This window comes from Erythrobacter sp. JB1-15 (assembly GCF_057365035.1).
Window position 1 is genome coordinate 1,735,407 of record NZ_CP200295.1, and the last position, 22,462, is coordinate 1,757,868.

The window sequence follows — 22,462 nt, forward strand, 5'->3', positions numbered from 1 at the left end:
GCGCCCTAAGGCTCAGTCCGCGCGCATTCCCGATATTGCGTTGGTGTCTTCCCGGTCTCTCTTTTGAACGCGTTGTAAAAAGATGACCGCGAATTGAACCCGACATCATACGCAATATTGGTCACTTGCTCATCGCTTTGAGCGAGGCGAGGCATGGCATCGCGGATACGCCAGCCATTGATATAGTCGAAAAAGGTCGCATTCAGACGCCCGTTCAGGGTTTGTGACACGTAATTGGGATGGGCCGTGATGTGGCTGGCCAGATGCCTCAATGACAGATTGGGATTTAGGTAGAGCGCATCGGTTCGCATGGCGCGTTCGATATCTTTGGCGATCCGGTCAATGTAGTCATCAGACAAGGCCGATTTGGCGTATCGCGCCCTGTCGTTGAGATCGCTGACTTCGTCTTCCCCGCCGGCAAGATCAGGCTCTTCCAAAACGGAATTGGCGCGCAGGCCAGGAAGCTGTTTCAGTCCCCAGACGGACAGCAACCAGATCAGTGCAACATTCGCGACTTCGCCCACGATTTCCTGACGGCCAGCGGTTTCGAAGAACGTTCCGTAGAGCGACCAGATCACGTTGATCAGCAACAGGCCGAGCATCCAGATCACCCAGCTCAGATCCCGCTTGTCCGTGCTCGCATAAAGGTCGCGCAGGCGCTTCCAATACCGAAGCAGCCGGTGAACTATCGGGAATGTGTATCCGATCAATTGCGCGGCGTTCATCAGGATAATCGCAATCACAAGCAGCGTTGAGAAAAACACAACGGGTGCATCGGTGCGGGGCTGATCACCGAATATCTGCTCGCGCACATCTTCTGACACGATCGCCATGGCGATGCAGACCAGAATACCCAGGACAAAGGGAGCAAAATGCCACAGCTGGCGCTTGCTCAGTTGAACCGGATGCTCCGAAGTGAGAGCGACGAGATAGATCCACACCGCAGGCGCGAGCAGCAAGGTCGCAGGCAATCCCGCGAGGATGATGGCGTGTTCGGCGCTGGGCGACGAAAATTCAAACAGAGAAGGCAGCGAAGACACTTCCGTCACTGCATTGGCTATGAAGAAAAGAATGAGCGGGTTGCGCACATCTTTGGGAGCCTCGCTGACCCATAGCAGGCTTGCACTCAGTAAAGATTGCCCCAGCGCCGCGGCGGTTAAGACACCAAGGAAAACATCCAGATTGGCCAACGATCGCTCCTGATTGCGGTGCTCCGCGCGCCGCGTTCGTGTTGACCGGATGCGTAGGGCGGCACCTGCGTACACCGCAAGGCCGCCGCGTCCCGATATGAGGGGAAAGACACGCTTTGCTGTCTCTCAGCGCACCGCCGGATGCCTCTCCACTCCATTGCCTTCACCTGACCTGCGCAAGGCCAAATCCCGGCCAATTTTTGGAGTATGACATGCGTATCAATCAATTGCTTTTCGCTCTTACCCTGTGTGCTGGCACACCCGCTTTGGCTCAAGATGGCTTTCAAGGGCCGGGCGAATCCGAAGGGCTGACCCTTGGCATCGCAGTGCTTGCGGATTTTAGCGCTTATGAAGGCGTGGATGAGGTTGAGGCCAATCCCTTGCCCTATGTCGCCTATGATTGGGAAAACATGCATATCGGTATCGATGGGTTCACATACACATTCTGGGATAATGAAGTGTTTGAACTCACCGCTCTGGCAGAGCCGCGCTTCGCTTTCACGGACCCTGCCGAATCCCCTCTATTTGAAGGGATTGAGCGCAAGACAACTGCCGAAGCAGGCCTTCGCGCGCGGTTCAATGCGGGGCCTGCCTATGTCGAAATCCAAGGCACCCACGACATTCTGGACATCCACAATGGTTATGAAACATCCGCCCGGATTGGGGTGGAATTCGAGACGGGAAGAGTGGCCTTTGATCTGGCGGGCGGTGTTTCATATCGCGATAAAAATCTGAATGACCATTTGTTCGGTGTGCGCCCTGCAGAAGCCAGCGTCACCCTTGCGCAGTTCACTCCGGACAGCTCGATAGAGCCGCTGGTTTCTGCCGACATTGCCTGGCAGCTGGGTCGCCGCACCGCCGTCATCGCCTTTGCCGATTTCCGCCTCTTAAGCGATGAAGTTCGCGAAAGCCCGCTCGTTGGTCAGAAATACACCGGCACAGCTGGAATGGCATTCCTCCGGCGATTCTAGGAGAGCGCGCTGGGGGGGAGGCGGCGGTGAAGCGCGCATCTAAAACGGCGAAACTTCGCGAATACTGCCGCCGTTGCTCTCAGAGATACTTGTTGGCTGGCCCGGCAAAATTGATCCTATCATTTGGCGTCCATCGACCAGCACCCAGCCATGAAAACCCTTCCATCGAAGTGTCATGCACACATTTAAGCCAAGCCATTCTCCATCGGGAAACCGCTCAGTCCTGGTGTCTCACGAAATCGAAAACGCTCTGAGGATTGTTGCGATAAATTGATCGGCTTGCCTCTACCCTGCAGCTACTCGTCGTCTTGTCGCTTGGAATGCGAAAAAAGCGAAGAACGCGGCAAGGCCAGCACCTATACCGCCAGCGACACCAGGCCGGGCCCCGCATAGAGGGCCACTCTCTCCGAGCGGCCCCCTTGCGGGCTGATATAAATCAGCAGGTTGCACTGATTTCGCGATGCCTTTCACCGCTCCGGTCTAGCTACTCCGGGCAGCTTAACTCTCCGATCAAATTTCGGTTAGGATATCGCCCAGGGGCAGGCGCGATTTTGGCAGGGCGGCGTTAAAGTCATTGTCGGCGCGGTAACCGGCAGTGACAATCGCGAGGCTTTGCAGGCCTTTGTCCGACAGGCCAAATTCTGCATCCAGCGCGCCGTGGTCCACGCCTTCCATTGGCGTTGTGTCGATACCCATGGACGCTGCGCCCAGCATGAACTGGCCCATATTGAGGTAAGTCTGACACGCGTTCCATTCGGCAAGCTTGCCCGCATCGCGGTTCATATTGATGAACATTTTGCGCACATCATCGGTTTGCTTGGCCAGTGCTTCAGGATCCTCGGCAAAGCGGCCATCGGCCTGCTCCACTTCAAGCACTCGCGCGAGGAAATCATCGATGAGCTGCGTGCGCGAGGCGAACACAATCGCGAGCGATGCATTGAGCACTTTGGGTTTGTTAAAGCTGAAGCCTCCCTCGGTCCCTTTGGCGACGCGCGCTTTGCCTTCATCGGTAGTGGCAAAGATAAAGTGCCATGGCTGGGCATTGGTGCTCGACGGGCTGAATTGCAGCAGGCTGCGCAATTTTGCCAGATCATCCTCGCTGATCGGGCGGGCGGGGTCGTATTCCTTGGTGGTGTAACGCGATTTGGCGCTGTCGAGGATGGAACTGGCAGCGTTAAGCGGTGCGAGTGCGGCTTTGGTCATGATGATTGATGTCTCCTGATAAAGGGTTTTGCGCAGCAGAGCGCTTTTGAAACGCTCTGCGGGTTTGGCCCTCTAACTGGTGAGAGGCGGCAAAGTTTCAAATCAGAACAGGAGCGCCCCTTGATAACCGCTTGCTTGTCGCCCGCGTTTATCTGGGCGGCATCCTGATCGCGCCATCGAGCCGGAATTGATGGCCATTGATATAAGTGTTGCGGGCAATCTCTACGATCAGCGAGGCAAATTCTTCCGGTTCGCCCAGCCGCTTGGGAAAGGGCACACTGGCGTTCAATTGATCCCACATTTGCGGATTGCGGTCTTTCATGCCGAGCATTAGCGGCGTTGCAAAGATGCCGGGCATGACAGAATTTACCCGAATGCCCAGATCCATCAGATCGCGCGCCATGGGCAGAACCATGCCGTTCACGCCCGATTTGCAGGATCCGTAAATCACCTGGCCGATCTGACCATCCTGCGCGGCCACGCTGGCAGTTAGAGTGATAGAGCCGCGCTCACCATCATCATTGACGGGGTCGGCATGCGCCATGCCCAGCGCGCTCAGGCTCGCCATGCGGTAGCTGGCAACCAGAATGCCTTGCGCGCCGAAAGCGTAGTCTTCGCTGGACAAGCGTTTGTAGCCGCCCGTTTCCTTGTCATAGCCAATCGTCTTGCCGCGTTTGGATGCCATGGCGCAGTGGACCAGCGCGCGCTCCTGCCCATTCGCAGCGCGCGCGGCCTCAAATCCGGCAATGGCAGAAGCTTCGTCCATGATATCGACCTGGTGGAACGTGCCGCCAATTGCGGCGGCATGCGCTTTGCCATCCTCTTCATTAATATCGAAAATCGCGACTTTCAGCCCCGCATCGGCCAATGCCTTCGCGCTTGCCTTGCCCAGTCCCGATGCGCCGCCGGTTACGATTGCGGCCATGCCCTGTTCCAATTTCATGCGGTGTCGCCTCTCTTTTGTGTCGCGCCGTTGAAGAACCGCTTGTTAAGCCGGATTGCCCCTTTGTGCCAGCGGTCCCGGCGGCGCGCGGGCGCATCGCATTGATTTGCTCGTTAACCTTGCCGCGCTAAAGCTGCGGGCAATGGATACGTTTCTTTTCACTATGCTGCTGGTTTTTGTGTGCGCTCAGGGTGCGCGCGATCAATTGGTTGTGGCGAATTTGTCCGATGCGACAGGCCGCGCTGTGCCGCCTTTGGTGTTTGGCATTGCCTGCGCGGTGTTCAGCGGTGTTGCGCTGGCCTTTGCAGGCGCAACCATTGCGCATATCCTGCCTACGCGCGCAGCGGAAATGCTGGTGGCTTTTGCTTTGGTGGCAGCCGCGATTGAATGCGTGTGGCCGGTAAAAATGAAACCCGCCAAAGAACCGACCCGGTCTGCCTTTGCCATCAGCGCGGTGCTGCTTTTTCGCCAGATCGGGGACGGGCCGCGCTTTATCATCTTTGCACTTGCCGCCGCTGCCAATTACGCGCCAGCCGCTGCGATTGGCGGCGCATTGGGCGGCGCGGCGGCGCTGGCGCTGGGCTGGCTGCTCGGAGAACGAACGCTGGCGCGCTATCCGCTTTATTATCTGCGCATGGCACTGGGCGTGTGTTTGTTTGTTGCGGGCATCTTCATCGGATTGAACGCTCGTTACAATATCTACTGATCGCTTTTGCCGATCACTGCAAATGCGTTTTTCTCGAAACTAAATCCCGCCTTATCCATTGGTTAGGTGAAGAAGGCGGCGCGCGGTTCCCCCGTCCATACTGACGGTCTTTCGCGTGCAAACAGATTAAAAGGAGGGCAGAAATGCTTGACCCTAACAACAACTCCACCACTCAAATGGTTGCCGAAATCAATGGCCTGCTGGCCGATCATTTTGCGCTGTATGTGAAAACAAAGAACTTTCACTGGCATGTGAAAGGTCCGCGCTTTCGCGACTTGCACCTGATGTTTGATGAGCACGCAATTGAAATTCGCGACCAAATCGATGCCATCGGTGAACGCGCCCGCAAACTGGGCGGCGATACGGTCACATCTGTCGGCATGATCGCGCAGCACACGCAGGTCAAAGACCAGGACAGCGCATCGCTCAGCGCGGATGATATGATCCGCGAATTGCGCGATGATAACGCAAACATGGTCGCACGTCTGAAAGCGATGAAAGAAACCGCAGATGCCGCAGGCGACAACGCGACAGACGGCCTGATAGATGACTGGACCGACATGGCCGAAGAGCGTGTGTGGTTCCTCAATTCAGCGCTCGGTTAAGACAAAGCAGGAGAGGCGCGTATCAAGCGCCCCCGGAACAAGGGGCAATAAACCCCGTCCAAAAGGCCGTTTCCGCTATAGGCGGGGGCGGCCTTTTTGCTATGCGCGGCTTTTGAAAGAGTGAAAGCGCGATGGACAATATAGAATTTCTGGGCGGGCAGGACGCGGTCGATATTGCTGATCGGATTGCAGCATTTCTCGATTGGGCTTTGGCCACCAGCGAAGGCGATCTGGCGATTGCGGTGCCGGGCGGGTCAACGCCGTTTCCAATATTTGAAGAACTGGCGAGCCGCGATCTCGATTTCACCCGGCTGGTGATTTGGCCCACCGATGACCGCATCGTCCCCGAAGATCACCCCGCTTCGAACACCGGCAAAATCCGCGCGATTTTTGAGCCTTTGGGCGCGCTGGTAAACGCTTTGCATGAAGAGGCTGAGCCGCCGGAATTTACGCTCGTCTGGCTCGGAATGGGGGCAGACGGGCATATCGCTTCGCTGTTTCCAAACACCGATCCGCAAGCCGATGAAACGCGTAGCGTGCTGCGCCTGACGCCCGATCCGCTCCCGCCAGAGGCTCCGTTTGACCGCATCACTTTGACCATGCCGGCATTGCTGGCGGCCGCGATGCTGTTGTTTGTGATCCGCGGCGATGAAAAACGCAGCGTGTTCACTGGCGCGGTGGAAGGAGCGCATGATCTGCCGATTGCCCGGCTGCTGGCAGCGGCGCAAGATCACCCCGCGCCGCCGCAGATTACATGCTTCACCTGATTATAAAGGCGATCCCCGCACCCGTGCACCGCGCGATTATGCCGCTGGCGCATAAGGTGCGCCATTATTGGCGGCGCTGGCGGGGAAAGCCGATTGCAGGCGCGGCGATTGTGCTGACCAATCCGGCGGGCGAGGTGCTGCTGCTGCGCCATTCTTATGGCCCGCCCGTTTGGGCGCTGCCGGGCGGAGGGATTGGCGCGGGCGAAAACCCTGCAGCCGCAGCCGCGCGCGAATTGGCCGAAGAATTGCAGATTTCGCCGGGCGCGCTTGTACCCCTGGGCACGATGGAGGAGACCATTTCCGGCTCGCACCATATCGGCCATCTGTTTGCGGCAACCACCACACAAACACCGCGCCCCGATGGCCGCGAAGTGGTGGAGGCGCGCTTTTTCCCTGCGGATGCCCTGCCATCCAATACAGGCCGCATTTCGCGCGCGCGGCTTGATGCGTGGGCCGACCGGCGCGGATAGCGCCAAGACAGGAAAAGCGCCGCGGGTCGCCTTAAAGCAGGCTCAGCTGCGCATCATCTTTGGGCTCGTCTGCCGCTTTGCCCCGGTCTAGATTGGACAAGGTCAGTCCCATTAACCGGATCGGCATGGGCAGCGGCAATTCTTCATCCAGCAGCGCGCGGCCAAGCCCAGCCATTTCCGCTTTGCTTTCAATCCAGTGCGGCACTGATTTTGACCGGGTGATTTGCTGGAAATTGTTGAATTTCATTTTCAAAGTGATGGTCTTGCCGCGCACCGGTGTGTCTTTGCCGCCGCCAGCCGCCTCAATCCGGCTCCACACAATCTCGATGATATCTTCTAGCGTGCTGCGCAAAGCCGCGCCGCCGCCAATATCCTCGCTGAAGGTCCGCTCTCCGCCAACAGATTTGCGCACCCGGTGCGCGCGCACAGGGCGCAGGTCGATCCCGCGTGCGGCGCGGTAAAGATAATCGGCCATGCTGCCGAAATTGGCGCGAAGGAAAGCGATGTCTTTAGCCGCCAGATCAGCGCCAGTGGCAATGCCAAGTCGGTTCATTTTCTCCTCCGCCTTTGGCCCCACACCATGAAAGCGGCGAATGGGAAGCCCGGCCACAAACCGTGCGCCTTCACCGGGGCGAATAACGCAAATGCCATCGGGCTTGTTCTGATCGCTCGCGATTTTGGCGAGGAATTTGTTGTAGCTCACTCCCGCGCTTGCCGTCAGCTGCGTTTTGGCGCGGATTTCCTGCCGGATCAGCTCGGCAATCCGGGTCGCGCTGCCAATGCCAAGCCTGTCCTCGGTCACATCCAGATAGGCCTCATCCAGGCTGAGCGGTTCGACATGTTCGGTGTGATGGCCAAACACCGCGCGTATCTGGCGGCTGGCTTCTTTATAGGCGTCAAAGCGGTGCCGCACGAAAACGAGATCGGGGCACAACCGTTTCGCAGTGACCGATGGCATGGCGCTTTTCACGCCAAATTTGCGCGCTTCATAGCTAGCCGCCGCCACCACGCCGCGCCCGCTTGACCCGCCGACTGCCACGGGCCGCCCGCGCAATTCGGGATTGTCGCGCTGCTCCACGCTCGCAAAAAAGGCATCCATATCGACATGGATGATCTTGCGAAGTCCGTTTTCGTCGCCCTGCTTGGGAGCCTCTTCATGGGCCGGGTCATTGGCCGGGGAACTGGGAACCGCATCGGTGCTCATCACTCCCATCAATTAGTCGCTGAGCGGAGATAAGTAACCTCCCTTTGGAACAATCACGTTGCACGCGGATTTTGTGCATATGCGAAAAGAACAATGGTCAATGGCCGCGCCAGCAGGCAATAGCGGCTCGATGGCTTCGAACACTTCCCAATCCACTTCATCAAAAGCGCTGGGTGAAACTCAGCTGATCTGGATGATGGCGATGCTGATGGCGCTTCAGGCCTTCGGTATTGATGCGATGCTGCCTGCATTGGATGAAATGGCGCTCGATCTGAATGTTGGAGGCAATGACCGGCAATATGTGATCGGCATTTACCTGCTTACCGCCGGGATTGGCGCGCTGGTGCCCGGCGCATTGGCGGACCGCTTTGGCCGCCGCCCGATCCTGCTCGGCGCGATTGCGGTGCATATTTCGCTGTCGCTGCTCAGCGCTTTTGCAACCTCGTTTGAAATGCTGATCGGCATTCGCGCGGTTCAAGGTTTCTTTGGTGCAGGCATTGTCGCGCTGCCGCCTGCGATCATCCGCGACCGGGTGGGCGGGGATAAAATGGCCAAGATGATGAGCCTGATTTTCGTCATCTTTCTGATGGTTCCCGCCATCGCGCCCAGCATTGGCGAATTGATCTTGCTGGTCGCCGATTGGCGCGCGATCTTTGCCGCGATGGCCCTGCAAGGAATTCTAATCGGCGCATGGGTGTATTTCCGCCTGCCCGAAAGCCTTTCAGAAGAAAACCGCCAGCCCATCGAAACCCCGGTGATCGCGCGCAATATGGGCAAAGCGTTAAGCGTGCCAAGCGTGGTCGGCTATGTTTTCGGCAGCACATTGGTGTTTGGCGCCTTGTTTGGTTTTATCAATTCAGCCCAGCAATTGATCACAGAGGCATTTGACGCAGGCGATCAATTCCCTGTTGTGTTCGGTATTTGCGCAGGGTCGATGGCAGTGGCGAGCTGGTCAAATTCGCGCATCGTCGAACGCTTTGGCGCGCGCCGGGTCAGCCACACGGCGCTGTTTGCCTTTATCGCGGTAAGCTCTGTGCAGGTCTGGTTCGCGTTTCAACCCAATGAAAGCCTGTATGAATTTGTGCCGCTGATGGCGATCAACATGATGCTGCTTGGTTTTATCGGGAGCAATTTTGGCGCGATTGCGATGAACCCGTTTTTCTCCATCGCCGGCGCAGCAAGTTCTGCGCATGGCTTTGTTCGCATGACCATTGCGGCGGTGATCGGCGCGGTAATCGGCCAGGCGTTCGATGGCACCGCGCGCCCGCTGGCGATTGCTTTGCTGGCAAGCGGGATTGTCTGCTTGCTGCTGGTGCTGTTCAGCGAGAAAGGCAAATTGTTTGGCCCGCCGGATCGGATTGCCGGGCCAACAAAGATGAAGAATATCTGAGGGTTATTGTTTGTGCGCCCCCATCCGGGCGCGCATCCTCGGCGCTTTTCCTTCGCTGCGCTACGGGCACCTGCGGGCGGGCGGTCGCCCTTGCGGCCTTGGGCCGTTCCTACCTCTCACTCTCCAGCTTACGCCAAGCCAGCTCTGCAAATTCGCACAATAAAGGCCGCGTATCGCGCGGGTCGATAATGTCCTCGACATTGTAGCGTTCGGCTGATCGGAACGGCGATGTGACTTTCGCCAGACGTGCTTTGATGGCTTCGAGTTCAGCTTCCGGGTCTTCGGCGGCTTCGAGTTCCGATTTGTAAGCAACTTCCAATCCGCCCGCGATGGGCAGGCTGCCCCAATCGCCCGATGGCCAGCAGAAGCGGTACTGATACCGCTCGGCATTGCTCATCGCGCTGCCTGCAATGCCGTAAGCGCGGCGCATCACGATGCTGGCAAGCGGCACGGTGGCCTTGTAAATCGCATTCATGGCCTGAACGCCGTACCGGATCGTGCCCGCCATTTCCGCCTCGCGCCCGATCATAAAGCCGGGATTGTCAACGAGGTGGACGATGGGCAGGCGAAACTGGTCGGCGAGTTTGACGAAGCGTTCTACTTTTTCGCTGGTTTTCGCTTCCCACGATCCGCCGAGGAAGGTTGGATCGCTCGCAACCACTGCGACAGGATAGCCATCAAGGCGGGCCAGCGCAGTAATCGCCGCGCGGCCCCAGTTTTTGCCGATTTCAAACACGGTGCCTTTATCGAGGATCATCTCCATCGCGCGGCGCATGGAATAGACCTGATTGGCCTCATGCGGGACAAGGCTGAGCAAGGCTTCCTCGCGCCGGTCCACCGGGTCGGTGCATTCTGCCCGCCGGGCGAGTTGCCCTGCATGCTCTGGCATAAAGCTGAGGAAATGGCGCGCGCGCGCAAATGCCTCAGCCTCTGATGCTACTTCATCATCACAAACGCCGTTGCGGGTGTGTATATCCGCGCCGCCCAGCGCTTCCTTGTCGCGCGGGTCGGTTCCTTCATCGCCGTCCATGGCAGCCACGACTGCAGGGCCAGCGGCGAAGACTTGGGAAAGCCCGCGCACCATCACCGAATAATGGCTTGCCACCAGCCTTGCCGCGCCCAATCCTGCCGTCGGACCGAGCGCCAGAGCCACCACGGGGACAGTGTCGAGATTGCGCACCGTCTCGCCCCAGCCGGGCACGGCGGGGATATAGGTCGCGCCGATTTGCTCCAGCGTTTTGACAGAGCCGCCGCCGCCCGTGCCATCAATCATCTTGATAATCGGCAGGCGCAGTTCATGCGCCATTTGTTCAGCCTGCACCATCTTGCGCGCTATGCCAGCGTCCGCCGCGCCTCCGCGAATGGTGAAATCATCGGCTGTGGCGACAACCGGGCGGCCATGGACAGTGGCCTTGCCAAACAGGAACGGGGCAGGGGTGACGCCGGTTAAATCCCCCTTGTCATCATAGCGCGCCGCGCCCGCAATCTTGCCAATTTCGCGAAAAGAACCGGGATCGCAGATCGCCGCCAGCCTTGCGCGCGCATCCATTTTGCCGCGAGAGTGCTGCCGCGCGACTTTATCCGCGCCGCCCATTTGCTCCGCCATCGCCTCACGCGCGCGCAGCTCTTCGAGTTCTTTTTCCCACGTCATGGTGCGTTATTCGACAGTTTGAGGCATGGGCGCACCAAGTGCCTCGCATTCATCGAGCGAAGTCATGGTGAAGCTTGTGTTGGTCACTTTCCAGCCCTTTTCGGGAAACTTGGCAAGGCTCATCGAATTGATCCCGCAATGGGTGGGGGTGTCGTTCACGAGGAACACATACGGCCCCCACACATGCGCCATGGTGCCGTCGATCTGAACCTGAGTGTAGCTCATATATTCGTCCGTGCCCGGAGGCGTTTGCTCCCAGCCTTTAAGGTGCTCACCAGCAGCCACAATGCGGATTTTGGGATCGTCGGGATCGCGGCGATCATGGACGAAGATGACGCTTTCTTGCGCCATGGTGTCGGCAAGGGCGGTTTTGTCGGGACTGCGAAGGGCCTCGAAAAAGGCGTCCACGGCGGCGGTGACGTGCGCCTCGGCGGTGACTGGCGCCTCGGCGGTTTCTTCAGCGGCGAGGGGTGCGGCGATGAGCGCGAGCGCTGTTGCGGCTAGGGCGTGTTTAATCATGGACACTAGCTAACCGAAAGTGTTCGTCATTGCGAGCCGAAGGCGAAGCAATCCAGTCTCGATTTTTGTCATCCCGGCGAAGGTCGGAATCCAGTTGGCGTCGGCGATCAAGACCTCCGTTGTCTGGACCCCGGCCTTCGCCGGGGTGACGGTTAGGGTAGTGGCTAGGCTGGCCGAAAATCCGCGATGCCCCAGGTGATCGGGCCATCAGGGTGTTTCTCGCGGTTGATCACTGCCGAAAAGAATGCGCGCACGCCGTACAAAGCTTTCTCTGCGCGCGGCACATAGGTGCGGCTGTTCCACGCCTCGGTCCCGCGCGCGCGGACTTTGCGCCCGATTGCGCCGTAGATGCGCGCCGCTGAAAGGACAGCCCAGCGGCTGCGAAATGGCAGGCGTTCTGCACCCACGCGGGCGGCGGCTTCGTGTTTTTCAACCAGAGCGACCAGACGCGCGGCCATTTCTGCCAGCTCTTCGCGGTGGTGGGGCTTGGTGTGCTGGCCCGGCTCGATATCCTGTTCGACCAGCCATTCGACCGGCAGATAACAGCGCCCTGCCGCATCATCTTCGACGATATCGCGCGCGATGTTTGACAGCTGAAAGGCCAGCCCCAAATCATTCGCGCGGTCCAGCGTGTCGCTATCAGCGGGGTCCACGCCCATCACCACCGCCATCATCACACCGACCGCGCCCGCCACGTGGTAGCAATAGCGCATCATGTCGGCTTCGGTGCGCGGGCGCCAATCTTCGGCATCAAGAGCAAACCCGGCAATGACATCTTCGGCCATTTGCGGGGTGAGGCCCACTTCGCGCGCGACAATGCCGAAAGCGTCAAAGGCAGGATCGCCTGTGGGTTTGCCTTCAAACGCTTTGGCCGTCAGTTTGCGGATTAGCGCCAAGCGGCTGTCCAAATCGGATTGATCGCCAAGTTCGCCGCCCATCACCTGATTGTCGGCAATGTCATCACACCGGCGGCACCACGCATAAAGCAGCCAAGCGCGCTCTCGCGTTTCGCTGTCGAACAATTGCGAGGCGGCGGAGAAACTCTGCGAGCCTTGTTTGATCGCAAGGCGCGAATGTTCGACGAGAGCTGCGCGGGTTTCGGGGGAGGTCATTGAGCTATTTGCGGGGATCTCGCGATTGGGAGGCATCACAAATCATCCGCCTTCATCTGAAAGATGGGCGTGTGCGGCTGATACGCCGCCATCTTATCCAGCAGATCCGCAATTGTATCCGCCGCCACAAGAATGCCTTGATGCGCAGGGCGAACAAAGCCGATCTCGGCCATTTTCGCGTTGAACGCGATCAAATCATCGTAAAACCCGAACGCGTTGAGCAGCCCCACAGGGTCCGAATGATAGCCAAGCTGCGCCCAGCTCATCGCTTCCCACAATTCGTCCATGGTGCCCACGCCGCCGGGCAGAGTTACGAAGCCGTCGGACAGATCGGTGAATTTTTGTTTGCGCTCATGCATGCCGGACACGGTGATAAGCTCATCGCAATTGTGATTGGCAACCTCGGAATTGACGAGCGCCTCGGGGATGACCCCGATAACCTCGCCGCCCGCTTCGGCAGCGCCATTGGCGACCGCACCCATCAGACCAAGCCTGCCGCCACCATAGACAACGCCAATGCCGCGCTGCGCAAGTGTAGCGCCAACTTCGCTGGCAAGCGCTATATAGCGCGCGTCTTCAGGCGTGGCAGAGCCGCAGTAAACAGCGAGACGTTTCATTTCAGTCGGTGACCTCAACTCTGAATTGTGAGCCCTCGGGCAGGTCTTTCAATTGTTGTGCGCTTTCACCAGTAAATCGAATAAGTTCTTCCAGTGGGAGAATGCAAAGGTTCTCAGGCGCATAGTCACCTTGCAGCAGCGAAAGCGGCTTGAGCGTAATGACTGAACCTTCTTCGGGTTCACCTAACAATTCCAGACCTTTAGCGATCAGCTCACCGCCGAACCAAAGCTCTCTGGCTTCGTTCGTATCTAGGTGCGCTTGCGCCGCATCTTGGTCACCCAGAGCAATTATGCTCATCCCATCAGGATCAAGGTAGTAGAATTGGTTGTCAGCATCAGAAATTAGTAAGTGGCCCATCGGGCTTTGCGCGCGAATTTTCTGCGCGGTGAAGCCAGCCCAACCCCAGCTTTCATTCACGGTGTCGACAAGGCTCATGCAGTCGCCTTCACCTTCAAATCTTCCAGCATAATGCCAGCCGTCGCTTTGCCGCTGCCGACAACGCCCGGAATGCCTGCACCCGGATGCGTACCTGCGCCAACGAGGTAGAAGTTTTCGATGACATCGTCGCGGTTGTGGCCGCGCAGGTATGCGCTTTGCCACAAGAGCGGCTCTAGGCTGAACGCGCTGCCCATATGGGCGGAGAGATCCTGCTGGAAATCCTTGGGCGCGTAAGAGAACTTGGTCACGATCCGGTCATGAATGTCCGGGATCAGGCGGCGGCCGATTTCATCGAGGACCATTTTCTCAAGCTTGGGTCCAACCTCATCCCAATCCACCGGCATCTTGCCCATGTGAGCTACGGGGACGAGCGCGTAGAACGTGCTCTTGCCCTTGGGCGCCATGCTGGGATCGGTGACGGTTGGGTGGTGCAGATAGATCGCGAAATCTTCAGGCAGGACGCCGTTTGAAAAGATGTCGTCAAGCAGACCCTTATACCGCTCAGCAAACAGGATCATGTGATGCGCAATGCCGGGCCATGTTCCCTCAAGCCCAAAGTGGACGACGAACAAAGAGGGTGAAAAGCTCTTCTTATTCAAGCTCTTCGCCATTTTCTGGCCGCGCTGGGAATCTGACAGCAAGTCCTTGTAAGAATGCATGATATCGCCATTGGACGCGACCGCGTCAAAACGCTGTTTCCAGCCCGATTTCGTCTCAACCTCATCCGCGCGCGTGCCCAATGTGTGGACCTGCACCACCGGATCGCCCATGCGCATTGTCCCGCCGAGCCGTTCAAAATGGCGAACCATGCCTGCGATCAAGCGGTTGGTCCCGCCGCGCGCCCACCACACGCCGCCGTCTTTTTCCAGCTTGTGAATGAGCGCGTAAATGCTCGATGTCTTCATCGGATTGCCGCCCACCAGCAGCGAATGGAAACTGAACGCCTCGCGCAGTTTGGGATGCTTGATATAGCTGGAGACCATCGAATAGACGCTGCGCCACGCTTGCTCCTTCACCAGAGCAGGGGCCGCTTTCAACATGGTTTTGAAATCGAGGAACGGCTTGGTGCCAAGTTTCAGATAGCCTTCCTCATAAACGCGCGCCGAATATTCGAGGAAGCGCTGGTAACCCACGACATCATCCGGGTTCAGCTTGGCAATCTCGGCGTTCAGTTCGTCTTCGTCGTTCGAATAATTGAAATTGGTGCCATCGGGCCAGTTGAGGCGGTAGAACGGCATAACCTTCATCAGCTCAACATCTTCGGCGATGTCGTGGCCGGTCAATTCCCACAGCTCTTCAAGGCAAGGCGGATCGGTGACCACCGTGGGGCCTGCATCGAAGGTGAAGCCGTCTTTTTCCCAGAAATATGCGCGCCCGCCCGGCTTGTCGCGCGCTTCGACGACGGTTGTCGCGATGCCGTGTGATTGCAGCCGGATCGCCAGCGCCATCCCGCCAAAACCGGCGCCGATTACACATGCCGATTTGCCTGCATATTTCTTCGCCATGTCGGGATTGATCCCTTTGCCGCCTGGTTGTGCCGGGGCAAGGTTGAGTTTGGCATCTGCGTTCATGCAGGTTTCTCCGTGCTGAGTGGAATTCCGCGCGAGAAAAAGGCTTTCATCGCTCGGGGTATAGTTACGGGCGGCTTGCCTGAGAGGATGCGCAGCTTGTCTCTTAACGAGCTGTCGCCGGCATAAAAGCGTTCCACCAGAGGGCCTGACAGGCCGTAAAAGCGTTGCAGCACCACCACGCGCTGGGCGGGGTCTGCCGCTTCGAACAGCATGCGCACCAGCATCCGGTAAAACGCCATTTCCTGCCAATGCGCGCGGGCGCGGTCTTCGCAAAACTGCGCCAGATCAGCGCTGCTCGTCTGCGGCGCGCGGGCCAGAAGGCCAGCTATGGCGAGCGCGTTATCGGCTGCAAATGGCAAGGTGTAGCTGGTGAGGGGGTGCGAAAACCCGCCGCGCGATCCGGCAATGGCAACGCCGGGAATGCGCAATTCATCCAGCACCGCATCGAAATTGCCGCCGGATACAACAGGCAGAATTCCGGCTTCGTGCCCGATAACCTCGCCGTGAAGCCCCTTTGCATGGGCATAGCTTTGCGTGCGCGACCACAGCTGATCGCGGTCCATCCTGGGGTGATCGGCGTAATAGGTGTCTTCGATAAACACCTCATCCTGCGCCAAAGGCAGGACATAAACGAACCTGTAGGCCGCCCCATTGCCGTAAGGTGCGACCTGATCGACGGTGGCATCCATGATGACAGGGCGGGTGAGGCCGTGGGGTTTATCGGTGCGGATATGCTGGCCAAGGAAGACCTGCCATCCGCCTGCGAGGTTTTCGCTCGGCGTGAAGGTGCGGCAATCAATCACGCGCTTTGCTGCGATTTTGGAGCCATCCTCCAAGGTGACGCCATCAGCGTCCAGCCCGCGCGCGCGGGTGCCAAGGCGCACCGAACCTTCCGGCAGGGTCGCCATTAGGACTGTGTGGAAATCCTCGCTCGCCATGGAACGGTATCCGGTGGGCAATTCGCGGCCATAGCGGGGGAAGTGTATCTCATAGCCATCATCCCACGCATTTTGGGGGAAGGCGGATAAAAGATCGGTCGCGGCCTTATCGAGATCGCTTGTAAACCAGCTCCAGCGGTGATTGCCGCCCAGCGTTTTGCCTGCATCCAGCAGCACAAACCGCACATCTGGCGCGCGCTGGTGCAATGCAAGCGCCAGCAGCCCGCCAGCAAGCCCGCCGCCAACAATTGCGACGTCGCTGCCTATCTGTGCGCCCGCATCTGAAACTGAGTCGTTCATCTGTTTCAACGCCCTAGGCGCATGGGCCGCGTCGGGCAATGTCGGCGCGGGCGGCGCGGTTAAGCCGCGAATACGTGTTGCCCAATTGGAACTTCGCACGCGCCCGCTCATTGGAACGGGAGGCGGCGAGCGGCGTGCTTGCATCTGTTTGTTGTCGCTTATGTTTCTTGCAAAAAGGTCTCTCCCCTCCGTGCTCTTGTCCATTCTGCCATCCGAAAAATTGCGCCTTTCGCGCATTAGCGCCGCTTTCCTCGCCGCATTCGCGCTGAATGCGCCTGCCCTAGCTAAGGAGGCACTGGCTGAGGAGGAGCTCGCTAAGGATGGGGCTGAAATGGAGGCGGAGGTGTCCGGGCAGGAGGAAGCGGACCCAAAAGCGGATGTTTCGCCCCAGACCCGGCAGCCGCCCCGGATCAAGCCCGTGTTTGATGACAACTGGGTCACCATCGGCATCGGTGTGGGTCTGGTGCCCAGCTATTCCGGCTCTGATGATTACAATGTCTTTCCGCTGCCTTTGATCGTTGGCCGTGTGGGCGGCGTTGGCCTGCGCCCCAATGGTCCGGGCCTTGCGCTTGATCTGCTGTCACCCGGCCCGGCCATCGGGTCGGGGCGCGATGTTGAGTTCAATTTCGGCCCCGCATTTCGCATCCGCAATGACCGGGCCGCGCAGGTCCGCGATGATGTGGTGGAACAATTGGAAGATCTGGATCTGGCGGTCGAGGTTGGCCTGACCGGCGGGGTCAGCATACCCGGCGTGCTGCACAAACGCGATTCCGTTTCGTTCAACACTCAGATCCGCTGGGATGTGGCCGGCGCGCATGGCGGGATGCTGGTTGAGCCGAGCGTTGGATATCTGACCCCTGTCTCGCGCAGCGCGCTGCTGAATGTGAGCCTGGGCCTGCAATTTGTGGACGATGATTTCGCCGAATATTATTACAATGTCAGCCCGGCTGACAGCGCGCTGAGCGGCCTTCCGGTGTTCGGCGCGGATGGCGGGTTAAACTCAGCCAGCGCCACGGCAATCTTCACTCGCGATCTGGATGGCAACGCATTGAATGGCGGTTTCAGCATCTATGCGATTGGCGGGTATTCGCGCCTTTTGGGCGATGGTGCAGACACACCGTTCACAAATATTCGCGGGGATGCCGATCAGTTCATCGTCGGTGTGGGCGTTGCGTATACGTTTTAGGTCATTCCCCCGCTTCGCACGCATCAAGATGCGCCGAAATGAATGCTTCTGAAGCGGCATCAAATTCGGCATTTTGTTCGTCTGTGTAGTCCCGATTGACCAGTTCAAGGCCGAGCGCGTTTATATTGGGCTCCAAAGTTTTGAATGCGGGGAACCAGCTTGCCTGTGCAAATATCGTGACCAACCTGCGGGTTTCATCCGCATCAAACGCCTTGAGAAAGCGCTTCACGCCTTCCTGCTTGTCAGCATTGTAGGCTTCCGCTGAAATCGTCAGATTGTCGTCTTCTGCTTCAAGGACTTCGGCAATTGTGTTGTCTGCGCTTTGGCTGGCGATGGCTGTGGCAAGAAAGCGTTGCCCCAGTTCAGAGCCAAAAAACCGGGCTGCCCCTGCCGCCTCTTCCTCCGACACATTCTGTTTGAACAATCCCTCCAATTTGCCGCGATACCAATCATTGTCTGACATGTGGAAGCGGTACATTATCGGTCTGACAGCAGCGGTATACCCGTCAACAAAACCAGGGCAGTCGCGTTCCAGCTGCATGACGTCAGCATCCTGTCTAAGCACCGCGACAAAGCCGATTTCCATTTCACGTTCAAACCGCGATTTTGCGATATCATCTGAAGCCACGGCGAAGGCAAGCTGCGAAAATCCGTCTTGTTCATCGGCATTTTGCGCAACCAGCATCTGCGGCGCAAAAGCCAGCATACATGCCAGAAATGCGCTCAATAAACTCCGCATGAGATTGTCCTATCGCTTTGTTAAAACGCCTATTTTGGCGAGGCTCCGTGCGATGTGTATGTGCTAAAATCGTCTTATCGGCAAGCCAAAGCCTTGCCATCGTTTTCGCACGCGCGCATCAAGCGGCTGAAATAACGGGAGAGAAAAACAATGGGCTTGCTTCATAAACTGGCCGCCGGATGCATCAGCCTTGCCGCGTTGGTCAGCGCGCCTGTTTCAGCGGAGACGATCCTGGTGCGCGCGGGCAATGTTATTGTTGATGCCAGCAGCGACCCCACGGGGCCTGCGACGATTGTCATCAAGGACGGCGTCATCACCAATGTGTTGAGGGTGGATGTGGCCACTCAAGACGCGCTTGAGGAAGAAGTCTCGCGCATGATCGATCTGTCGGACAAGACCGTTTTGCCCGGTCTTATCGATCTGCACACGCATTTATCCGGCGATCCATCGGGCGAATTTTGGCGCGCGGCGACCACGCCGCCGGAATATTACACGTTGATCGCGGCCAAGAATGCGCGCCTCACCGCGCTTGCAGGTTTTACCACGGTTCGCGATCTGGGCTCGCGCACCGATCAGGTCACACAAAGCCTGCGCACGGCCACGGCTCAGGGGCTGGTGCCCGGTCCGCGCATTGTGACATCAGCGCGCACAATCAGCATTGTCGGCGGGCACGGCGATGTGAACGGCTTTCACAAACATGTCGATGATGTGCTGACATCCGGCTTTACCTGTACGGGGGCTGTGGAATGTTCTGAAAAAGTGCGCACTGCGTCGAAATACGGCGCGGACCTGATCAAGATCACCGCCACAGGCGGCGTTTTGAGCCAGCAGGGGCGCGGGCTCGAAGAGCATTTTACCGCCGAAGAAATGCGCGCGATTGTTGAGACGGCGGAATTGCTGGGCCTGAAAGTCGCCGCTCACGCGCATGGCGCGCGCGGGATTGAGGCAGCGGCCAAAGCGGGCGTCCACACCATCGAACACGGCACCTATATGGACGAGGATGCAGCGCGCGCGATGAAGGAAAGCGGCACCACTCTCATCCCGACTCTGATGGCCTTTGCGGGCATTAAAGAGAAGCTGGGCACTGGCTTTTACACCCCTGTGGTTGAGGAGAAAATCCGCGCCGTCAGCGAGATCGCCGATACGATTGTCCCGCGCGCTCGCGAATACGGGGTGAACATCGCCTTTGGCACCGATGCAGGCGTGTTTGCGCATGGGGAGAATGCGGGCGAATTTGCGCTGCTCGTAAAAGGCGGAATGTCAAACCGCGAAGCTTTGGCCAGCGCCACCACCGGCGCGGCCCGAATTCTGGGTATGGAAAGCGAATTGGGCCGGATTGCGCCGGGTTTTTCCGCTGATCTGATCGCGGTACAGGGCAACCCGCTCGATGACGTGACCACGCTGGAAAATGTTGAATTTACCATGGTACGCGGCCGCGTCATCGAATGATATCGCAAGGGTTTGTTGGGGCGGCTTAAAACTCGCCCGCCACCCCGGCGCGCACGGCGGTGGAATTGCCGCCTGCATAAGTGACCCCGGCGGTGATCGCGACATCGCCTTCAAACCGGTGCATCAGGCCAAGCGATACGCCCACTTCGCCGCGATAGGCCGCGATATTGCTGGCATAGCTGGTTTTGCCCGCTTCACTGGGGAAGTGCGGCGCGGCTTGCGCTGCAATGGCGGCAATCCCGCGTTTTGCATCATCATCGACCGTCTGCGCCAGATCAAACGCGCCATCAATCCGCGTTTCCAGCCCGCCCACGCGAGCCTCAAGCGCGCCAAATTGCGCATCGGAAACCATTGCCAGAGCATTCATCGACACGCGCATATTGGCGACAGAGGCAGCGGTCGCGGCCTGCTGGCGACCCAAAGTGCCGTTTGCATCTATCGTCACAACATCGACGGGGCCTTCCTGCGCGGCGGTGGATGCGGTGATATCGCCCAGCCGGACCGATGATCCGGCGCCGCCCAGCGTCACTTGCTTGTCCGCAGTGGTCGCCGCACCTTGGCCGATGGCTGTTGCTTGTCTGTGCGAAGCGACCGCATCAACGCCAATTGCCGTGCTGAAACTGCCGCTGGCCTCTGTGTTCTCACCCAATGCCGTCGCGCGTTCTCCAGCATTCGCGCCGAACCCCACCGCGGTTGCGCGTGATCCGGTTGCGCGGCTGAGCTGTCCCACAGCCGTCGCCCGGCCTGCAGTGGCGCCCGCGGTATTGCCGACCGCCGTTGCGCTGGCAGCGGTGGCAAAGGCATTGCGGCCCATTGCCGCGCTGGAAAAGCCCGTTGCCCGTGAACCTGCGCCAAGGGCTGAGGCGTTCTCGCCCGTGCCTTGCGCTCTTGCGCCCATTGCAAGTGAATTGGTCATGCTGGCAAACGCATCCACTCCGAATGCGGCTGCGCCATCTGCCAGGGCTTGCGCGCCCAGGCTGTCAGCATCCCCGCCATCGCCGCCAATCGCGATCGACGATATGCCTGCCGCATTGCTGGCAGATCCCAGCGCAATCGCTCTTTGTGAAGCTGCATTGGCACCGGCCCCTATGGCCAGCGCTTCATCCTGCGCTGCCGATGCGAATGTGCCAAAGGCAAGCGATGACGCGCCTTGGCTGGACGCGCCTCTGCCAATCGCAGCGCCTGTAATGCCGCTGGTCTGCGCCTCATATCCGATAGCAATCGCTTCGATCGAATTGGCCTGCGATGCTCTACCGATGGCAATCGCGTTATCCGCCAAGGATTGCGCGTTTGCTCCTGCGGCAAAGGATGATGCACCTGACGCTGTTGCCGCGTCGCCGAATGCAGCAGCGCCTATGCCAGTGGCTGATGCATCATGGCCCACTGCTGTGGCCGCATCAGAAAAGGCCTTGGCATCCGCGCCTGCCGCAAATGAATTGACCCCTGTTGCATTTGCAAGATTGCCAATCGCGGTTGCTCTGTCTGCAGCAGCGGAGGCTTCTTTGCCGAGCGCGCTGGCATCAATGCCTGTCGCTGACGCGAAACTGCCATAGGCGGCTGCGCCTTCCTCGGTGGCTTGCGCCCCGGTGCCCACTGACGTTGAATCCGCACCAAACGCGCGGGCAAGATTGCCGATGGCCGCAGCGCCTGCAGCGGTGGCCTCTGCCGATTTGCCTGCAGCGATGGCGTTCACCCCATCGGCATTTGCGAGATTGCCGATTGCGGTCGCTCCGTCTGCCGCGGCGGAGGCTTCTTTACCGAATGCGCTGGCGTCAATGCCTGTCGCGCTGGCAAGATTGCCGATGGCGGCAGCGCCCGCAGCGGTGGCTTCAGCGGATTTGCCTGCGGCGATGGCGTTTACTCCGTCGGCACTTGCGAGATTTCCAATCGCGGTGGCTCCGTCTGCTGCGGCGGAGGCTTCTTTGCCGAACGCGCTGGCGTCAATGCCTGTCGCGCTTGCAAGATTGCCGATGGCCGCAGCGCCTGCAGCGGTGGCCTCTGCCGATTTGCCTGCGGCGATGGCGTTCACCCCATCGGCATTGGCGAGATTGCCGATTGCGGTTGCTCCATTGGCCACCGCATCCGCGCCAGTTCCCACGGCGAGTGCGCCAATACCGTCAGCTTCGCTAGAAGATCCAAAAGCGGCGGCGTCTTGCCCTGTTGCCTTTGCGTTTGATCCGGTCGCTGTTGTGTCGTCCCCGCTTGCTTCTGCATCGGAGCCAATGGCGACCGCATCATCGCCATCAACGATAGCGCCAGATCCGCACGCAAGCACTGAGGTGGCCGCGCCGACCACCGACGCGCCATCGGTGCCATCGCCAAGCACCGTGATGACGCCATCTGCATTGATATCGAGCAAGCAGGCTTGCGCTTTCACATCCTCACCAGGAGCGAAAGCCAAGCCGGCAGCGATTGCATAAGCCGAGCATTTGATTGCTGTGGGAAATTTCATGGATACCTCGCATTGCTTGATTGCTGTTCGCGATCCGCAA

At 58.9% G+C, this 22,462-nt stretch carries 21 protein-coding genes; 8 read left to right on the plus strand and 13 right to left on the minus strand.

Going from position 1 to position 22,462, the window contains the following annotated elements; genetic code table 11:
- Window positions 1-5: 5 nt before the first annotated feature.
- Window positions 6-1,190, minus strand: a complete 1,185-nt coding sequence (locus AC0V6L_RS08430) for a helix-turn-helix domain-containing protein (protein WP_486153850.1) — start codon at window positions 1,188-1,190, stop codon at window positions 6-8.
- Between the two features lie 212 nt (window positions 1,191-1,402).
- Here AC0V6L_RS08430 and AC0V6L_RS08435 point away from each other — a divergent pair, with 212 nt between their 5' ends.
- Window positions 1,403-2,161, plus strand: a complete 759-nt coding sequence (locus tag AC0V6L_RS08435) for a MipA/OmpV family protein (protein ID WP_486153851.1) — start codon at window positions 1,403-1,405, stop codon at window positions 2,159-2,161.
- 510 nt (window positions 2,162-2,671) lie between these two features.
- Here AC0V6L_RS08435 and nfsB read toward each other — a convergent pair.
- Together nfsB and AC0V6L_RS08445 are read right to left on the minus strand one after the other, a co-directional pair.
- Complete coding sequence (nfsB, locus tag AC0V6L_RS08440) at window positions 2,672-3,364, minus strand: oxygen-insensitive NAD(P)H nitroreductase (protein WP_486153852.1); 693 nt, start codon at window positions 3,362-3,364, stop codon at window positions 2,672-2,674.
- A 148-nt stretch (window positions 3,365-3,512) separates the two neighbouring features.
- Window positions 3,513-4,307 carry an SDR family oxidoreductase gene (locus tag AC0V6L_RS08445; protein ID WP_486153853.1) on the minus strand — a complete coding sequence of 265 codons (795 nt, stop codon included), beginning with the start codon at window positions 4,305-4,307 and terminating at the stop codon, window positions 3,513-3,515.
- Window positions 4,308-4,449: 142 nt separating this feature from the next.
- Here AC0V6L_RS08445 and AC0V6L_RS08450 point away from each other — a divergent pair, with 142 nt between their 5' ends.
- The 4 genes from AC0V6L_RS08450 (at window position 4,450) to AC0V6L_RS08465 (ending at window position 6,855) form a co-directional block, all read left to right on the plus strand.
- Window positions 4,450-5,013, plus strand: a complete 564-nt coding sequence (locus AC0V6L_RS08450) for a hypothetical protein (RefSeq protein ID WP_486153854.1) — start codon at window positions 4,450-4,452, stop codon at window positions 5,011-5,013.
- 143 nt (window positions 5,014-5,156) lie between these two features.
- Window positions 5,157-5,618: a Dps family protein gene (locus AC0V6L_RS08455; protein WP_486153855.1), complete on the plus strand. Its 462-nt coding sequence runs from the start codon at window positions 5,157-5,159 to the stop codon at window positions 5,616-5,618.
- A 131-nt stretch (window positions 5,619-5,749) separates the two neighbouring features.
- Window positions 5,750-6,385 carry a 6-phosphogluconolactonase gene (locus tag AC0V6L_RS08460; RefSeq protein WP_486153856.1) on the plus strand — a complete coding sequence of 212 codons (636 nt, stop codon included), beginning with the start codon at window positions 5,750-5,752 and terminating at the stop codon, window positions 6,383-6,385.
- Window positions 6,373-6,855, plus strand: a complete 483-nt coding sequence (locus AC0V6L_RS08465) for an NUDIX domain-containing protein (RefSeq protein WP_486153857.1) — start codon at window positions 6,373-6,375, stop codon at window positions 6,853-6,855. Before AC0V6L_RS08460 ends, AC0V6L_RS08465 begins: the two co-directional genes overlap by 13 nt.
- 31 nt (window positions 6,856-6,886) lie before the next feature.
- Here the strand turns inward: AC0V6L_RS08465 and dinB are convergent, their stop codons facing one another.
- Window positions 6,887-8,059, minus strand: a complete 1,173-nt coding sequence (gene dinB, locus AC0V6L_RS08470; RefSeq protein WP_486153858.1) for a DNA polymerase IV — start codon at window positions 8,057-8,059, stop codon at window positions 6,887-6,889.
- Between the two features lie 100 nt (window positions 8,060-8,159).
- Between dinB and AC0V6L_RS08475 the strand changes: the two genes are divergently transcribed.
- Window positions 8,160-9,449 (plus strand): multidrug effflux MFS transporter, encoded by a 1,290-nt coding sequence (locus AC0V6L_RS08475; protein WP_486153859.1) that lies wholly within the window; start codon window positions 8,160-8,162, stop codon window positions 9,447-9,449.
- A gap of 109 nt (window positions 9,450-9,558) precedes the next feature.
- Here AC0V6L_RS08475 and AC0V6L_RS08480 read toward each other — a convergent pair whose 3' ends face one another.
- The 7 genes from AC0V6L_RS08480 to crtY all read right to left on the minus strand — a co-directional run bounded on the left by AC0V6L_RS08480 (window position 9,559) and on the right by crtY (window position 16,596).
- Entirely contained in the window at window positions 9,559-11,100 is a 1,542-nt protein-coding gene (locus AC0V6L_RS08480) for an acyl-CoA carboxylase subunit beta (RefSeq protein WP_486153860.1), read from the minus strand.
- 6 nt (window positions 11,101-11,106) lie between these two features.
- Entirely contained in the window at window positions 11,107-11,619 is a 513-nt protein-coding gene (locus tag AC0V6L_RS08485) for a hypothetical protein (protein WP_486153861.1), read from the minus strand.
- Window positions 11,620-11,783: 164 nt separating this feature from the next.
- On the minus strand, window positions 11,784-12,767 hold the full coding sequence (locus tag AC0V6L_RS08490; RefSeq protein WP_486155082.1) for a phytoene/squalene synthase family protein: 984 nt from the start codon (window positions 12,765-12,767) through the stop codon (window positions 11,784-11,786).
- Window positions 12,767-13,348, minus strand: coding sequence for an LOG family protein (locus AC0V6L_RS08495; RefSeq protein ID WP_486153862.1), 582 nt, complete (start codon window positions 13,346-13,348; stop codon window positions 12,767-12,769). Before AC0V6L_RS08495 ends, AC0V6L_RS08490 begins: the two co-directional genes overlap by 1 nt.
- A gap of 1 nt (window position 13,349) precedes the next feature.
- Window positions 13,350-13,784, minus strand: coding sequence for a hypothetical protein (locus AC0V6L_RS08500; protein ID WP_486153863.1), 435 nt, complete (start codon window positions 13,782-13,784; stop codon window positions 13,350-13,352).
- Complete coding sequence (locus AC0V6L_RS08505; protein ID WP_486155083.1) at window positions 13,781-15,292, minus strand: phytoene desaturase; 1,512 nt, start codon at window positions 15,290-15,292, stop codon at window positions 13,781-13,783. Before AC0V6L_RS08505 ends, AC0V6L_RS08500 begins: the two co-directional genes overlap by 4 nt.
- Window positions 15,293-15,354: 62 nt before the next feature.
- The gene (gene crtY / locus AC0V6L_RS08510; RefSeq protein WP_486153864.1) at window positions 15,355-16,596 is read right to left on the minus strand and encodes a lycopene beta-cyclase CrtY; all 1,242 of its coding nucleotides are present in this window, start codon (window positions 16,594-16,596) and stop codon (window positions 15,355-15,357) included.
- A gap of 190 nt (window positions 16,597-16,786) precedes the next feature.
- On the opposite strand from crtY, the gene AC0V6L_RS08515 reads away from it, so the two are divergent.
- A complete protein-coding gene (locus AC0V6L_RS08515; RefSeq protein WP_486153865.1) occupies window positions 16,787-17,782 on the plus strand; it encodes a MipA/OmpV family protein in 996 nt (331 codons plus the stop codon).
- Between the two features lies 1 nt (window position 17,783).
- Here AC0V6L_RS08515 and AC0V6L_RS08520 read toward each other — a convergent pair whose 3' ends face one another.
- On the minus strand, window positions 17,784-18,521 hold the full coding sequence (locus AC0V6L_RS08520) for a DUF2059 domain-containing protein (RefSeq protein ID WP_486153866.1): 738 nt from the start codon (window positions 18,519-18,521) through the stop codon (window positions 17,784-17,786).
- Window positions 18,522-18,671: 150 nt separating this feature from the next.
- Between AC0V6L_RS08520 and AC0V6L_RS08525 the strand changes: the two genes are divergently transcribed.
- Window positions 18,672-19,970, plus strand: coding sequence for a metal-dependent hydrolase family protein (locus tag AC0V6L_RS08525; protein ID WP_486153867.1), 1,299 nt, complete (start codon window positions 18,672-18,674; stop codon window positions 19,968-19,970).
- 25 nt (window positions 19,971-19,995) lie between these two features.
- On the opposite strand, the gene AC0V6L_RS08530 is transcribed toward AC0V6L_RS08525, so the two are convergent.
- Complete coding sequence (locus AC0V6L_RS08530; protein ID WP_486153868.1) at window positions 19,996-22,422, minus strand: hypothetical protein; 2,427 nt, start codon at window positions 22,420-22,422, stop codon at window positions 19,996-19,998.
- Window positions 22,423-22,462: the final 40 nt, after the last annotated feature.

Bases quoted from the DNA above. Each gene is read 5' to 3' on its own strand.
- AC0V6L_RS08490 (WP_486155082.1), bottom strand. From the start codon at position 12,767: ATGCCTCCCAATCGCGAGATCCCCGCAAATAGCTCAATGACCTCCCCC.
- AC0V6L_RS08450 (WP_486153854.1), top strand. From the start codon at position 4,450: ATGGATACGTTTCTTTTCACTATGCTGCTGGTTTTTGTGTGCGCTCAG.
- crtY (WP_486153864.1), bottom strand. From the start codon at position 16,596: ATGAACGACTCAGTTTCAGATGCGGGCGCACAGATAGGCAGCGACGTC.
- AC0V6L_RS08445 (WP_486153853.1), bottom strand. From the start codon at position 4,307: ATGAAATTGGAACAGGGCATGGCCGCAATCGTAACCGGCGGCGCATCG.
- nfsB (WP_486153852.1), bottom strand. From the start codon at position 3,364: ATGACCAAAGCCGCACTCGCACCGCTTAACGCTGCCAGTTCCATCCTC.
- AC0V6L_RS08435 (WP_486153851.1), top strand. From the start codon at position 1,403: ATGCGTATCAATCAATTGCTTTTCGCTCTTACCCTGTGTGCTGGCACA.
- AC0V6L_RS08495 (WP_486153862.1), bottom strand. From the start codon at position 13,348: ATGAAACGTCTCGCTGTTTACTGCGGCTCTGCCACGCCTGAAGACGCG.
- AC0V6L_RS08500 (WP_486153863.1), bottom strand. From the start codon at position 13,784: ATGAGCCTTGTCGACACCGTGAATGAAAGCTGGGGTTGGGCTGGCTTC.
- AC0V6L_RS08455 (WP_486153855.1), top strand. From the start codon at position 5,157: ATGCTTGACCCTAACAACAACTCCACCACTCAAATGGTTGCCGAAATC.
- AC0V6L_RS08525 (WP_486153867.1), top strand. From the start codon at position 18,672: ATGGGCTTGCTTCATAAACTGGCCGCCGGATGCATCAGCCTTGCCGCG.
- dinB (WP_486153858.1), bottom strand. From the start codon at position 8,059: ATGAGCACCGATGCGGTTCCCAGTTCCCCGGCCAATGACCCGGCCCAT.
- AC0V6L_RS08530 (WP_486153868.1), bottom strand. From the start codon at position 22,422: ATGAAATTTCCCACAGCAATCAAATGCTCGGCTTATGCAATCGCTGCC.
- AC0V6L_RS08465 (WP_486153857.1), top strand. From the start codon at position 6,373: ATGCTTCACCTGATTATAAAGGCGATCCCCGCACCCGTGCACCGCGCG.
- AC0V6L_RS08485 (WP_486153861.1), bottom strand. From the start codon at position 11,619: ATGATTAAACACGCCCTAGCCGCAACAGCGCTCGCGCTCATCGCCGCA.
- AC0V6L_RS08505 (WP_486155083.1), bottom strand. From the start codon at position 15,292: ATGGCGAAGAAATATGCAGGCAAATCGGCATGTGTAATCGGCGCCGGT.
- AC0V6L_RS08460 (WP_486153856.1), top strand. From the start codon at position 5,750: ATGGACAATATAGAATTTCTGGGCGGGCAGGACGCGGTCGATATTGCT.
- AC0V6L_RS08475 (WP_486153859.1), top strand. From the start codon at position 8,160: ATGGCCGCGCCAGCAGGCAATAGCGGCTCGATGGCTTCGAACACTTCC.
- AC0V6L_RS08520 (WP_486153866.1), bottom strand. From the start codon at position 18,521: ATGCGGAGTTTATTGAGCGCATTTCTGGCATGTATGCTGGCTTTTGCG.
- AC0V6L_RS08480 (WP_486153860.1), bottom strand. From the start codon at position 11,100: ATGACGTGGGAAAAAGAACTCGAAGAGCTGCGCGCGCGTGAGGCGATG.